General features: G+C 65.0%; 14 protein-coding genes. 7 read left to right on the plus strand and 7 right to left on the minus strand.

Going from position 1 to position 12565, the window contains the following annotated elements:
• Window positions 1-183: 183 nt before the first annotated feature.
• Genes NP3_RS01420 through NP3_RS01430 form a run of 3 tightly spaced genes read left to right on the plus strand, consistent with a single transcriptional unit; the run spans window position 184 to window position 3613 of the window.
• On the plus strand, window positions 184-933 hold the full coding sequence (locus NP3_RS01420; RefSeq protein WP_063036961.1) for a DUF1989 domain-containing protein: 750 nt from the start codon (window positions 184-186) through the stop codon (window positions 931-933).
• Entirely contained in the window at window positions 930-1550 is a 621-nt protein-coding gene (locus NP3_RS01425; RefSeq protein ID WP_063036963.1) for an urea amidolyase associated protein UAAP2, read from the plus strand. Before NP3_RS01420 ends, NP3_RS01425 begins: the two co-directional genes overlap by 4 nt.
• Before the next feature lie 59 nt (window positions 1551-1609).
• The gene (locus NP3_RS01430) at window positions 1610-3613 is read left to right on the plus strand and encodes a 5-oxoprolinase/urea amidolyase family protein (protein ID WP_063036985.1); all 2004 of its coding nucleotides are present in this window, start codon (window positions 1610-1612) and stop codon (window positions 3611-3613) included.
• Window positions 3614-3620: 7 nt separating this feature from the next.
• Here the strand turns inward: NP3_RS01430 and NP3_RS48855 are convergent, their stop codons facing one another.
• Both NP3_RS48855 and NP3_RS01440 read right to left on the minus strand, forming a co-directional pair.
• On the minus strand, window positions 3621-3773 hold the full coding sequence (locus tag NP3_RS48855; RefSeq protein WP_169814426.1) for a hypothetical protein: 153 nt from the start codon (window positions 3771-3773) through the stop codon (window positions 3621-3623).
• Window positions 3774-3859: 86 nt separating this feature from the next.
• Window positions 3860-5011, minus strand: coding sequence for an epoxide hydrolase family protein (locus NP3_RS01440; RefSeq protein ID WP_063036967.1), 1152 nt, complete (start codon window positions 5009-5011; stop codon window positions 3860-3862).
• Between the two features lie 63 nt (window positions 5012-5074).
• Between NP3_RS01440 and NP3_RS01445 the strand changes: the two genes are divergently transcribed.
• The gene (locus NP3_RS01445; RefSeq protein ID WP_063036969.1) at window positions 5075-6025 is read left to right on the plus strand and encodes a helix-turn-helix transcriptional regulator; all 951 of its coding nucleotides are present in this window, start codon (window positions 5075-5077) and stop codon (window positions 6023-6025) included.
• Window positions 6026-6177: 152 nt separating this feature from the next.
• Here NP3_RS01445 and NP3_RS01450 read toward each other — a convergent pair whose 3' ends face one another.
• The gene (locus NP3_RS01450) at window positions 6178-6651 is read right to left on the minus strand and encodes a MarR family winged helix-turn-helix transcriptional regulator (protein ID WP_063036971.1); all 474 of its coding nucleotides are present in this window, start codon (window positions 6649-6651) and stop codon (window positions 6178-6180) included.
• A gap of 110 nt (window positions 6652-6761) precedes the next feature.
• Here NP3_RS01450 and NP3_RS01455 point away from each other — a divergent pair, with 110 nt between their 5' ends.
• Window positions 6762-7895 (plus strand): GDSL-type esterase/lipase family protein, encoded by a 1134-nt coding sequence (locus NP3_RS01455; protein ID WP_063824623.1) that lies wholly within the window; start codon window positions 6762-6764, stop codon window positions 7893-7895.
• A gap of 94 nt (window positions 7896-7989) precedes the next feature.
• Here the strand turns inward: NP3_RS01455 and NP3_RS01460 are convergent, their stop codons facing one another.
• Window positions 7990-8601 (minus strand): TetR/AcrR family transcriptional regulator, encoded by a 612-nt coding sequence (locus tag NP3_RS01460; protein ID WP_063036975.1) that lies wholly within the window; start codon window positions 8599-8601, stop codon window positions 7990-7992.
• Window positions 8602-8673: 72 nt separating this feature from the next.
• On the opposite strand from NP3_RS01460, the gene NP3_RS01465 reads away from it, so the two are divergent.
• Window positions 8674-9246 carry a peroxiredoxin-like family protein gene (locus NP3_RS01465; RefSeq protein WP_157123986.1) on the plus strand — a complete coding sequence of 191 codons (573 nt, stop codon included), beginning with the start codon at window positions 8674-8676 and terminating at the stop codon, window positions 9244-9246.
• Here NP3_RS01465 and NP3_RS01470 read toward each other — a convergent pair.
• Window positions 9232-9801, minus strand: coding sequence for a Uma2 family endonuclease (locus tag NP3_RS01470; protein ID WP_063036979.1), 570 nt, complete (start codon window positions 9799-9801; stop codon window positions 9232-9234). The two genes, NP3_RS01465 and NP3_RS01470, sit on opposite strands and share 15 nt — an antisense overlap.
• Window positions 9802-9963: 162 nt before the next feature.
• Between NP3_RS01470 and NP3_RS01475 the strand changes: the two genes are divergently transcribed.
• Window positions 9964-11349: a serine hydrolase domain-containing protein gene (locus tag NP3_RS01475; RefSeq protein ID WP_063036981.1), complete on the plus strand. Its 1386-nt coding sequence runs from the start codon at window positions 9964-9966 to the stop codon at window positions 11347-11349.
• A gap of 120 nt (window positions 11350-11469) precedes the next feature.
• Here NP3_RS01475 and NP3_RS01480 read toward each other — a convergent pair whose 3' ends face one another.
• Both NP3_RS01480 and NP3_RS48860 read right to left on the minus strand, forming a co-directional pair.
• Window positions 11470-12312 (minus strand): helix-turn-helix domain-containing protein, encoded by an 843-nt coding sequence (locus NP3_RS01480; RefSeq protein WP_063036983.1) that lies wholly within the window; start codon window positions 12310-12312, stop codon window positions 11470-11472.
• A partial coding sequence (locus NP3_RS48860; protein ID WP_373864720.1) for a DUF6879 family protein occupies window positions 12309-12565 on the minus strand: 257 nt, incomplete at its 5' end. The genes NP3_RS48860 and NP3_RS01480, both read right to left, overlap by 4 nt.

Genomic DNA, 12565 nt, shown 5'->3' on the forward strand with positions numbered 1-12565 from the left:
CCGCACCGCTTTTCGTGGTGATCGTGGTCGCCGTCGGAGTTGTCGTACATCGGATCGTCAATGCGGGGCCGAGCACCGAAAGTCTCGAATCCGCCGCCCAGCTCGCCTGACCCTGCACGCGGCGGTGGGTGCTGACGCCCACCGCCGCCGCACCAGTCGCCCACTACGACCTTAGGGACAACGATGACCAGCACAGCCTCCACTACCGGAGCGCGCACACATGCGAGGTCGCAAGCCGCCGCCGCAACCATTGCCGGACCTGAACTACCGGATGACGTCGCGGCGGCGAGTATCACCTTCGCACAACGTATTCCGGCCGGTGGATACGCGAATGTCGTACTCGGCCGCGGGACCAGACTGCGCTTGCGCGATCCCGACGGTGCGGCATGCGCGCACGTGTTGTTGCTGCGGGCCGACGCACCGTGGGAGCGGCTCAATATCGCCGATACCGTGAAGGTGCCGTGGCAGGCCTATCTGGGTACCGGACATCCACTGCTCTCGGATCAGGGCCGGGTGCTGGCCACCGTCGTCACCGACAGCTCCGGTCGGCACGACACCCTGTGCGGCCCGACGCCCGAAAGCCGTGCGCTGCTGCGCCTCGCGGGGGCCAAGCAGGGACTCGAGCCACGGGATATCGGGCCGACCGTGTCCTTCTTCCGCGGTGTGCGTGTCGAATCCAATGGTGCGCTGACCGCCACCGGTAGTGCGGGCGCGGGGTCCTCGGTCGACCTGCTCATCCATCTGCCGGTGGTACTGCTCGTCGCCGACACCGCACACCCGCTCGATGACCGGCCCGCGACGGATCTCGACATCGTCGCCTGGTCTGCGCCGGAAGAGCTTGCCGTGCAGCATAATTCAGATCCCGAGTATCTGCGGGCCGCGGAAAACACCGAACAGGCCTGGACGGCCGCGACTCTGGAGGTAGGGGCATGATCTCGGCACCGGCCCGCACCATCGTGCTCGACGAAACCGTGCCCGCCTGCGCGCCGTGGTCGACGGTGGTCCGCGCGGGCGACCAGCTCGAAATCATCGACCTGCACGGAAATCAGGCGGTGGACTGCCTGCTGTATTCGGCGGCCGACCACACCGACCGCTACAGCGCCCAGGCCACCATTACCGCACAGCGCAATATCTTCCTCGGGACGGGAAGTGTGCTGCGCACCGACGCGGGCACCGCGCTCATGACCGTGCTCGTCGACGAGGTCGGCAACCACGACACCATCGCGGGCGCCTGCTCCCAGGAGTCCAATACGCTGCGCTACGGCCATCACACCCGCCACCAGCACGCCTGTGTGGAGAACTTCCTCACCGAGGCGCTGAAATGGGGACTGGGCAAACGGGATCTGGTGTCGAATATCAACTGGTTCATGAATGTCCCGGTCGAGGCCGATGGCACCCTCGGCATTGTCGACGGATTGTCGGCTCCGGGAAAGAAGGTCACGCTGCGCGCCGAGATCGACACATTGGTGCTGGTATCGAATTGCCCGCAGATCAATAACCCCTGCAACGGCTTCGATCCGACGCCCGTGCGAATGGTGGTGACTCGATGACCGTCGCCGACCTAGCGGTCGTCGCGCAGAGCGAAGTTGCGGGCCCCACCGAGGGTGCGATGCCGATCGACAGTACGCGCGCCATCGATCCAGCGCAGTCGGCGCAGGTGGTACGGCCGGGAATGCTTACCACGGTGCAGGATTGGCCGGGGCGGATCGGATATTGGCACGTCGGCGTTCCGCCATCGGGGCCGATGGACGATCTGTCGTTCCGGCTCGGCAACCGTGTGCTCGGCAATCCCGAGGGTGCGGCGGGCCTCGAGTGCACACTCGGCGGTCCCGCACTGAGGTTTTCCGCGCCGACCTGGGTGTGTGTCACCGGCGCACCGACCGATGTCACCGTGAACGGGACTCGCGTGCAGCAGTGGCGAACGGTGCTGGTCCCGGCGGATGGAATTCTCGATATCGGTGCGATAAGCGGGCCGGGCATGCGCTGCTATGTGCTGATCGCGGGTGGTATCCAACTGCCCGGATATCTGGGCAGCGCAGCCACATTCACGCTCGGAAAGTTCGGCGGCAGCGCGGGCGCCGCATTGCGTACCGGTGAAATACTGCCGCTCGGCGCGCATCAGGGCCGGGTGGCGGCCGCAGTGCCGATGGAGGAGCAGCCGGTCCTGTCCCGGCGGTGGGAATTGGCCGTCACCGAAGGTCCGCACGGCGCACCGGAGTTCTTCAGCCGCAGTGACTTCGACACGATTATCGGCACCGACTACGAGGTGCATTTCAATTCCGATCGCACCGGAGTCCGATTGATCGGCCCGAAACCCGAATGGGCCAGGACCGATGGCGGCGAAGCCGGACTGCATCCGTCCAATATCCACGACACCCCGTATTCGGTTGGGGCGCTGGACTTCACCGGCGATACGCCGATCCTGCTCGGCCCCGACGGACCCAGCCTCGGCGGCTTCGTCTGCCCGGTGACGGTGGTCGCCGCCGACCGATGGAAACTCGGTCAGCTCGCCCCCGGCGATGCCGTACGCTTCGTCCCGATCCGCAGCGATCGCGCCGCCTCGGTTCGCGAACTCGGTCCCGCCAGGCGCGCCGCGTGGCCCACGGTCCTCTCCCCCGGCGGCGACGGCGATGACGGTGTGCTGCGCCGTACCGATGTCGACGACGAGACCGGGGTGACCTACCGCCGTCAGGGAGATGACGGCGTCCTCGTCGAATACGGTGCCATGACACTGGATCTCGGGCTGCGCGCCCGCGTGCACGCCTTGCACCAGCACCTGCTCGAGATCGGTGTGCGCGGCGTGACGGAGCTGACGCCGGGTGTCCGTTCGCTGCAGATCCGCGTCGATCCGGCGGTCATGCCGGTCTCGACGCTGCTCGATCTGCTCACCGAGGCCGAACAGCACATCCCAGCTTCCGACCAACTCGTGGTGCCGAGCCGCACCGTGCACCTGCCGCTGTCCTGGGACGATCCAGCGACGCGGGAGGCGATCACCCGCTATGTGCACGGCGTGCGCGCGGACGCACCTTGGTGCCCGTGGAATATCGAATTCATCCGGCGCATGAACGGATCGGCTTCGGTACAGGACGTCTACGACACCGTCTTCGGGGCCGAATACCTGGTCCTCGGTCTCGGCGACGTCTATCTCGGCGCACCGGTCGCCACCCCGACCGACCCACGCCACCGGCTCGTCACCACCAAGTACAACCCGGCCCGCACCTGGACTCCCGAGAATGCCGTCGGCATCGGCGGCGCGTACCTGTGTATCTACGGGATGGAAGGCCCCGGCGGCTACCAATTCGTCGGCCGCACAACCCAAGTCTGGAACCATCGTCACCCCGGCACCGTGAGCGACGAATCCCCTTGGCTGCTGCGCTATTTCGACCGAATCCACTGGTATCCGGTCGAGGCCGATGAACTCCTCGACCTGCGCGGCGATTTCGCGGCGGGCAAGATCCAGGTGCGGGCCGAGGATGGTGCGTTCGCGCTCGCCGACTATCGAAAGTTCCTCGCCGACAATACCGAATCCATCGACGAATTCCGCGCGGTCCAAGCCGAAGCTTTTGCCGCCGAGCGCGACTCTTGGCGGCAGGCAGGTGAACTCACCGCCTGATCACGCGTTACCAGCCGAAGAGCTCCGCCATATCGATGGACTCGTCATCCCAGAGTTCCTCGATATGGCGTCGTTCGGCCTCCGGCAGACCCGGTGACCAGCCGCAGCTCCGCCAGAAGTCTTCCCGATGTTGCTGAGTAATCCGTCTCGGCTCACTCATGGCGCTCACCTCTGCATTGCCACCGTCGTGCTGCCATTGATTGTGAGCCTGCTCCGGCCGCGACATGCCGGAACAGGCCCAACTTTTCAGCGCAGGTCGCGGAAGAACTCGCGAATATCGTTCGTCAGCAACACCGGTTCCTCCAGGGCCGCGAAATGCCCGCCGTGATCCACATCGTTCCAGCGGGTGATGGTGCTCTCGGTTTCGGTGTAACGGCGAATGGCGACGTCATGGGCCAGAACCAGGCCCGCGGTCGGCACACCGGAGTTCGGCTTGGGCGCGCCCCAGGTTCCTGCCTGTGCATAGACGACGTAAGCAGCCGAGCCCGCGGTGCCGGTGAGCCAGTACAGCATCACATTGGTCAGCAGCCGATCGCGATCAATGATCTTGTCCGGGTCGACATTTCGCGGATAGGTCCACTCCCGGAACTTGTCCATGATCCAGGCGAGTTGGCCGACCGGTGAATCCACCAGCCCGTACGCCAAGGTCTGCGGGCGGGTCGACTGAATCGCGATATAGCCGTACTCCTCGCGCATGAATGCCTCGATGCGCCGGATCCGGTCGCGTTCGAGATCGGTCAGACTCGCCAACTCTTCCTCGTCGAGTTGCTGTGTATTGATCGGTCCGGGACCGTTGACGTGCACGCCGACAACACGATCCGGTGCGACTCGCCCGACCTGCGGGCTCACCGCGGCGCCGACGTCGCCACCCTGGGTGCCGTAGCGTTCGTAACCGAGCCTGCGCATCAGCTCCGCCCAGGCCGCGCCGATGTGCTCGGTCGTCCAGCCGCTCTCGGCGACCGGACCCGAGAATCCGATACCCGGCAGCGATGGAATGACCAGATGGAATGCGTCGGCGGGATCGCCACCGTGGGCGCGCGGGTCGGTGAGCGGTCCGATCACGTCGAGGAATTCGACGACCGAACCGGGCCAGCCGTGCGTCACCAACAACGGCATGGCATCGGGCTCGGGCGAACGGACGTGCAGGAAGTGGATGCGCTGCCCGTCGATCTCGGTGGTGAATTGCGGATAGGTGTTGAGCTGGGCCTCGGCGGCGCGCCAGTCGTAGCCGGTGCGCCAGTAGTCGACCAGTTCGCGCAGCCAGGTGGTCGGCACGCCGGTCTCCCAGCCGTCGCCGGGCAGCGGTGCGGGCCAGCGCGCATTGTCGAGACGATTGCGCAGGTCAACGAGCTGCTGCTCGGGGATTTCGATGCGGAACGGGGTGATTTCTGTGCTCATGAGAACCACACTATGAGCCAGCTAGGACAGCTTCGGTCCTAGGTTTGCGGCAGACTTTCAGCCATGTTGGAAACCTCCGCGCGCCTGCTGCGATTGCTGTCGTTGCTGCAGACGCCTCGCGACTGGACCGGCACCGAACTCGCCGAACGCCTCGAGGTCGATGTGCGCACGGTGCGCCGCGATATCGATAAGTTGCGCAATCTCGGCTATCCGGTGGACGCGACCGCCGGTGTGGCGGGATATCGCCTCGGGGCGGGTGCGAAACTGCCGCCGCTGCTGCTCGACGACGATGAGGCGGTCGCCGTTGCCGTCGGGCTGCGCACCGCGGCGGGCGGCACCATCGCGGGCATCGCGGACAGCTCTTTGCGAGCGCTCACCAAACTCGAGCAGGTACTGCCGTCGAGGCTGCGGCATCGAGTCAGCCTGCTCCAATCGGTCACCGTCACAGTGCCTTCCGCGGGACCCACCGTCGATCCCGACGCGCTGACCGCGATCGCAGGTGCCATCCGCGATAATCACCGTCTGCGCTTCGACTACCGAACCCACAGCGACACAACATCATTGCGGACCGCCGAACCACATCGCCTGGTGCACACCGGCCGACACTGGTACCTCATCGGCTGGGATGTCGACCGCGCGGACTGGCGTACCTATCGCGTCGACCGCCTGCACCCGCGCATTCCCACCGGCCCCCGCTTCACCCCGCGCGAGCCACCCGAAACCGACCTCGCCCACTACGTCACCAGTGGCACAACGACTTCCCCCTACCGCTATGTCGCCCGCGTCACCCTGTACGTACCCGCCCAAGTCGCCGCAGAACGCGTCGCCCCGACCGTCGGCGTCATCGAGGCCATCGACGACCGAAGCTGCCTCCTCCGCACCGGCTCCAACTCCCTCGACGAACTCGCCATCTACATAGCAACTTTCGGCTTCAACTGCCGAATCCACGAACCCCCCGAACTGATTGCCCACGTCCGCGAACTCACCAATCGCCTTACCGCGGCGATCGAGTAGCGGTCACACGGCGACAGCCTCGATCCCACAACCGCACCTGGCACGGCGAGTCCGGCCACCTCGGCGACGGTGATCGGGGGCGGATTCGACCGCTGCCCCCACACTTCGCCGAATGCCGGGAATCCGCCCTGGAGCGGCTGGCCGTGCGGTGTTCAGTCGGGTTCGCGCGCAGTGGCTTCCGGACTCACCTGGTCGCGAATCGTGCGCAGACCGCCGACGAAGGCGTCGAGTTGGTCGGGGGGCAGCAGACCGGTGAACCAGCGCTCGATGACCTCGAGGTAGTCCGGGAGTACGCGGGCCAGGCGGGTCGCACCGGCGGCGGTGAGGACCGCGTAGGAGCTTCGGCGGTCGACCGAGTCGAGCTCGCGGCGCACGAAACCGTTGCGCTGCAGGCGGTCGACCAGTCGGGTGACGCCGCTGGTGGACAGGTTGGTCTGGGCGGCGAGATCGGTCATGCGCAGGCGACGCTCCGGTGAACGGCTCAGGCGCATCAGCGCGTTGACATCGAGGCCGGACAGACCGTGTTTCTTCCAGGTCGGTTCCAACTTTCGGGTCAGGCCGTCGTACGCCTCGTAGAGCAGGCCCATGGTGGTGAGCCTGGGATCGTCGAAGAGTTCTGCGTCCACGGTAGCGAGCTTAGCCGAGATAGTTGCGGCGGGGATAGTTGACATGCGGAACATATGCGCTAGATTGTTGTCATCGCAATATTCCTCACCGCAACTAAATGGAGAATCCGATGACTACCTCTTCGCACTGGGTCGCGGGCTTCCGCTCCACGCTGGTCGACCCCACCGAGCGGATTCGTTTGGCCGAGCCGCGCGGCTTCGCCGATGAGACGGTGCGCCAGGTGTTGCACCTGGTCGGGGGCGGCGAGCAGCTGCGGGTGCGGCTGACGAACCGCTATGGTGCGACGCCGGTGACCATCGGCGCGGCACGGATCGCGGTGCGCAAGTCCGGGGCGGAGATCGTCGCGGAGACCGATACCGAGCTGCGTTTCGACGGCGAGGTTTCAGTGACCATTCCGGCGGGCGCCGATATCGTCAGCGACCCGGTCGAGTTCGCGACGACGGCGGGTACGGATCTGGTGCTGAGTATCTACTTGCCGGAAGAGACTGGCCTGGCACCCTTTTCGCATCTGCCGATGGAATCCGGTTTCGTGGCCGCTGGCGACCAGGTCGCCGCACTCGCGCTATCCGAAGCCGAGGAGACGACCTCGCGCTTCTATGTGACCGGTGTCGACGTGCTCACCACGACGAACGGCCCGATCGTCGTCGCGTTCGGCGACTCCTGGTTCGAAGGCGTCGGGTCCACATCGGGTGCGAACCATCGTTCAGTCGACGTCCTCAACGAACGCCTCACCAGCGGTTGGGTTCTCAATCAGGGCATCGGCGGCACCCGATTGCTGACCGACCAGATCGGCGAACACGGACTGGCCCGTTTCGACCGCGATGTGCTCGCAGTTCCCGGCGTTACCCACGTCGTGCTGAACTTCGGTATCAACGATCTGATCCTCGACAACAGCACATCGTCTGCCGAGGCGCTCATCGCCGGTTTCCGGCAATTGGCCGGACGTGCGCATGCGGCCGGACTCACGGTGTACGCCAACACCATCGGCCCCTTCGCAGGCGTCATCTATCCGGACCTCAATGTCGCCGAGGGGCGGGTGGTGCGCCGTGCGGTCAACGAATGGCTCCGCACCACCCGCATTTTCGACGCCGTGTTCGATGTGGCTGCCGCTGTCGAAGATCCGAATGATCCCGACTTCATTCGATCCGATCTGGACAGTGGCGACGGTCTGCATCTGAACGATGCGGGTCACCGCATCATGGGGGCGACCATGTCCATTCCAGGGCTTGTCCGTGCCAGCTGACCGCTGGTGATGTTCTCGAGAGCACTCGGACTCCGCATGACTAGTTCCCGGCCCAACGACGGAGATACGCCGCCCTGGTGGCACTAGCCGAGATTCAGGGGGCCAGACCGCGCAGGACCGTTTCGAGGCCGAGGCGGAATTCGGTGTCGGCATCTATATTTCGGGCTTCTGTGGCGGTTTGGACGAGTAGCGGATAGTCGGCGGGCATGAGTTGGGCCATCGCCGCGGTGCCCGCGCCGGAGAGTGGGCCGTAATGCTCGTTCTCGAGGTGGCCGAGCAGGAAGGCCATGAGGGTGCGTTGGGCCAGGACTCGGCCGATGCCGGTGAAACCCGCATCGGCGAGGACGGTCAGCATCGCCTCGATCCAGCGCAAGCTATTGGGGGCGGACTGGCGGTGGCGCACGACCAGCGGGATCGCGGCCGGGTGGGCGGATACCGTCGTGCGCATGCGGTCCAATAGGGCCGCGATGCGGTCGCGCCAGTCCGGGTCGGCCGGTGGCGTGAGATCGATATCGGCCAGGAGATGGTCGACGACCAGCAGCTCGAGTTCGTCGCGGTCGGCGACGTAGCGGTAGAGGCCCATGGTGGCGATGCGGAGTTCCTTCGCGACCGCGCGCATGGTGAGGCCGGACAGACCGTCGCGGTCGAGCACCGCGACGGCGGCGGCCGCGATGGCGGCGCTGGTCAGCGAGCGAGGGCGGGGCACGGGTTGACAGCGTACAAGGTACGCGCATACTGGTCGTAGGCGTACGTCGTACACCTACGAAGGGAGTTTTTCATGCCAATGCCGACCACGGTGCCCGCCCGAGAACTGGTCACCATCGCCGACAGCACAATTCGGATTCCGGACCAGGATTGCCTGATCCACCTGCAGTTCCGCCGCTTCGCCGGCTGCCCGATCTGCAACCTGCACCTGCGCTCGTTCGCGGTCCGGCACGCCGAAATCCTCGCCGCCGATATCCGCGAGGTCGTCGTATTCCATTCCAGCGCAGCCGAATTGCGCAAATACGAAGGCGACCTCCCCTTCGACCTGATCGCCGACCCGACCCGAACCCTCTACCGCGAATTCGGCATCGAAGCCGAACCCCGCGCCCTGCTCGACCCCCGCGCCTGGTCCGCCATAATCCGCGGCGTCACCACCGCGACCATGGCCGTCCTCCGCAAGGAAAAGCCCGCTCCCCCAGCAGAACCCGAAGGCGGCCGCCTAGGCCTTCCCGGCGACTTCCTCATCGCCCCCGACGGACGTGTTATCGCGAGCAAACTCGGTGCGCACGCCGATGACCAATGGTCGGTCGATGAACTGCTCGCACACGTACCTGCCCGTGATAAGTCCGGCTCAGGGCATCAGTGAAGCCGGATCCACGGTGAATTCGAAGGGACTGCGCAGGGTGGCGGTATCTCCGGCCGCCACCCGGTGCGTCCGCTCGTAGGTGTCGTCCGCACCGAGGGCGTGTGCGAACAGGATCGGCAACTTTTCGTCGGGGAGCTGACCTTTGAACGGATTGATCTCGACGCGCCAGTAGTTGGGGATTCGAGCTGCGGCATAGAGCACGGGCTTGACCATGCGGTCCTGCAGCGTCGTCGATTTGGAGACGACTTCGACGACCAGTTTCACCTGTTCGACAGGGACACCGCGGTCGTCCCAGTCGATCGGGCCGGTCGCCACCATCAGGTCGGGAATGGGCTCGTCGTCGCCGATCAGTACGCCCACCCCCGCGAGAACGAAAGAACCAGAAGGCAGCGCGTTTTCGAGAGCCCGGACCAACCAAGTGATCAGATACTGATGTCCGAGCGTCGGAGCAGGACTGACGATGAGCTGACCATTCAGCACCTCGTATCGCAATCCGTTCTCGGGCATGAGATCGAGATCCTCGGCCGTCCAATGGCCGGACCGCGGAATCCGCATTCGGGCACCCCCACGTCGAACAGGCACGATCACGTCTGAGACTCCGTACGACCCTAGCTCTGCGCGCCGTGTCAGCGGCGTGTCAGTGGGGGTGGGCATGGTTCTGGCAGGCCGCACGGGGGACTTCTCCAGGGTGGCGGACAGGACCGAAAGGGTTGGACGATGACTGACGTTGAGCTGGGGGAATTCGTTGCGGGGATGGCGGCAAAGTTCGGGGTGCCGGGGGCTGCGGTGGGGGTTTGGGTCGATGGGCGGGAGATTTTCGCCCCGCATGGGGTGACGAGTATCGAGAATCCGGTGCCGGTGGATCGGGACACGATGTTCGTGTTGGGGTCGGTGAGTAAGACGTTCACCGCGACGGCGGTGATGCGGCTGGTCGCGGAGGGCAAGGTCGAGTTGGATGCGCCGGTGCGGCGGTATGTGCCGGAGTTGATGCTCGGCGATGATTCGGCAGCGGCGGAGATGACGGTGCTCAATCTGCTCAATCACACTGCGGGGCTTGGGATTCGGCTGATCGTCGAGACCGGCGATGGAGATGACGCGCTGGCCGAGTATGTGGCGCGACTGAAGGAGTTGGATCAGATTGGGCCGGTCGGTGCACGCGCCTCTTATTCGCAGGCCGGGTACAACCTGCTCGGGCGGGTCATCGAGAAGGTCACCGGGCTGACCTTCGAAAAGGCGGTCGCGCAGTTATTGCTCGACCCGATCGGGCTGTCGCACAGTCGCTATCTGTTGAGCGAGATCATGACTCGGCGTTTCGCGGTCGGACACAATCGCGGTGCGGACGGCGCGCTGACGGTCGCAAGCCAGTGGAAGGACACCCGCGCCAATAATCCGGGCGGTGGCATCGTCTCCTCGGTCGCCGACCAATTACGGTGGGCGCGTTTTCAACTCGGCGACGGCCACACCGAAAGCGGTGAACGCGTGGTGCCCGCCGAGGTGTTGGCCCGGATGAAGGAGCAGACCGTCGAGTTGCACGGCAGCTCGCTCGGCGACGCCTTCGGCATCTGCTGGTTCCTGCGCGCCGTGGACGGTGTGCGAGTCGCCGCCCACGGTGGATCGTCGAACGGCCAATTCGCTGAACTCGTCACCGTGCCAGAGCGGAATTTCGCCATCACCGTCATGTCCAATGCGGGCCCCGACGACGGCATCCAATTCAATCAGGCCGTGGCGCGCTGGGCGCTCGAGCATTACCTCGGTTTGATCGACAAGGATCCCGAACCGCTCCCCTTCAATGCGGCACGAGCCGAGGAGATCATCGGCGACTACGAAATCGACGCCATGACACTCACCATCGGCACCGATGAGTCGGGCCTGACAGTGGCCTGCGGAATCAAACCCGAAGTCCGCGCCGTATCCGAAGCCGAGCTCCCCCCAGATCTCCCCGTAGCCGGTCTCGGCCTCCTGCCCGGCAACCGCGACGAATACATCGTCACCGGTGGCGGCCTACAAGGCCAGCGCGGTTTCTTCACCCGCGACGAAACCGGCCGTATCGTGGGCGCGGATATGGCGGGACGCATGTTCAACCGGGTCTCGACCACGGCCTGATCCGCAAACGAGTGATAGCCGTTGCCCAGCGAGGCAACGGCTTTCGCATTGTGGTTCGTCGGCCTTTGTTGTCGATGGCATCCGCAGCGGTATTCAAAGAGCCGGACAACCGAGCGAAATCTAGGGCTTGCTACGCCAGCGGCTGAGCGCGGTCCCGACCAACGCCCGAGCATCCTTGCCGGTCACAGCCTGCCCTGCAAGCGTCTCGAACGCTCGGGCGTATAGCGCGATCTCTCGGGGTTGAGTGATGGTCAGCTCTGCTGTGATCGCTTCAACCATCACCATTCGGTCATCGAACATAACGAAGTTGGTTGCAGGCGTAAGCCATTCGGCATCCGACGGCACCACACCGAACAGCATCCGAGGTAGCCCCATGACAGCTAGGAGCCGGTCTAGTTGACCGATCATGACCTCGTCGTTGCCCACGGTCGTAGACAACGACTGTTCAGTGATCAGGATGTGGAATCGGTGATTACCGCGATAGAGGACTTTCTGCTGTTCAAGCCGTTTCGATACGCCTTGGTCTACGTCGTTGGGTATCCGGTAGAACTCGGTGACCCGTCGTAGTACCGCCTCAGCGTACTCGGCGGTCTGAAGCATTCCCGGGATCAGCACCGGTTCGTAGATCCGCATGAGCTTGGCCTGTTCGGCAAGCGTTACCGACTGTTGTTGTCGGCGTTTGGTGCCGGTGTATAGCAGGCGTTTGTACTCGAGGTACGCCGATTCGATGTTGCGGACGGTCGCAACGAGGTCGGACAACTGGCCCTTGGTGTCCGTGTGGGCACAGTACGCGCGTAGTTGCGCCTCGGTAGGCGTTCGGTGGCCGGTTTCTATCTTGGACACAAGCGACTCGTGCCAGCCCGCCAAAGCGGCGAGCTGGCGTCCGGTGAGTCCGGCATCCTTCCTGATCTCGCGGAGGCGCTTCCCGAGCGCTTCCCGCTGTTCATGAACCGAGTTGGTCACAGCGTGGCGTGTGCGAACTCGGCGTAGGGCGTAGCCAGCCTCCACAGCCGGTCTCGGATGCTGCGGCAGTAGGCGACTATCTGCGGGTCGTCGGTCGTGACGCCCCCGACCCCGGACCCGTTGGTGTCAACGACGTTGAAGGCGACCAGCGAATCGTCGTACAGCCACCAGTCATCTGCCGGAAGTTCTCCGGCGAGATGCCTTGGGACGTAACGGATGTCCTCCCCGGCGTCGGCGTTCTCGGGTGTGATCG

Source organism: Nocardia pseudovaccinii NBRC 100343, assembly GCF_001613225.1.
GTDB classification, from domain to species: domain Bacteria; phylum Actinomycetota; class Actinomycetes; order Mycobacteriales; family Mycobacteriaceae; genus Nocardia; species Nocardia pseudovaccinii.

Bases quoted from the DNA above. Each gene is read 5' to 3' on its own strand.
- NP3_RS01430 (WP_063036985.1), top strand. From the start codon at position 1,610: ATGCCGATCGACAGTACGCGCGCCATCGATCCAGCGCAGTCGGCGCAG.
- NP3_RS01445 (WP_063036969.1), top strand. From the start codon at position 5,075: ATGTTGGAAACCTCCGCGCGCCTGCTGCGATTGCTGTCGTTGCTGCAG.
- NP3_RS01470 (WP_063036979.1), bottom strand. From the start codon at position 9,801: ATGCGGATTCCGCGGTCCGGCCATTGGACGGCCGAGGATCTCGATCTC.
- NP3_RS48855 (WP_169814426.1), bottom strand. From the start codon at position 3,773: ATGAGTGAGCCGAGACGGATTACTCAGCAACATCGGGAAGACTTCTGG.
- NP3_RS01420 (WP_063036961.1), top strand. From the start codon at position 184: ATGACCAGCACAGCCTCCACTACCGGAGCGCGCACACATGCGAGGTCG.
- NP3_RS01425 (WP_063036963.1), top strand. From the start codon at position 930: ATGATCTCGGCACCGGCCCGCACCATCGTGCTCGACGAAACCGTGCCC.
- NP3_RS01455 (WP_063824623.1), top strand. From the start codon at position 6,762: ATGACTACCTCTTCGCACTGGGTCGCGGGCTTCCGCTCCACGCTGGTC.
- NP3_RS01465 (WP_157123986.1), top strand. From the start codon at position 8,674: ATGCCAATGCCGACCACGGTGCCCGCCCGAGAACTGGTCACCATCGCC.
- NP3_RS01440 (WP_063036967.1), bottom strand. From the start codon at position 5,011: ATGAGCACAGAAATCACCCCGTTCCGCATCGAAATCCCCGAGCAGCAG.
- NP3_RS01475 (WP_063036981.1), top strand. From the start codon at position 9,964: ATGACTGACGTTGAGCTGGGGGAATTCGTTGCGGGGATGGCGGCAAAG.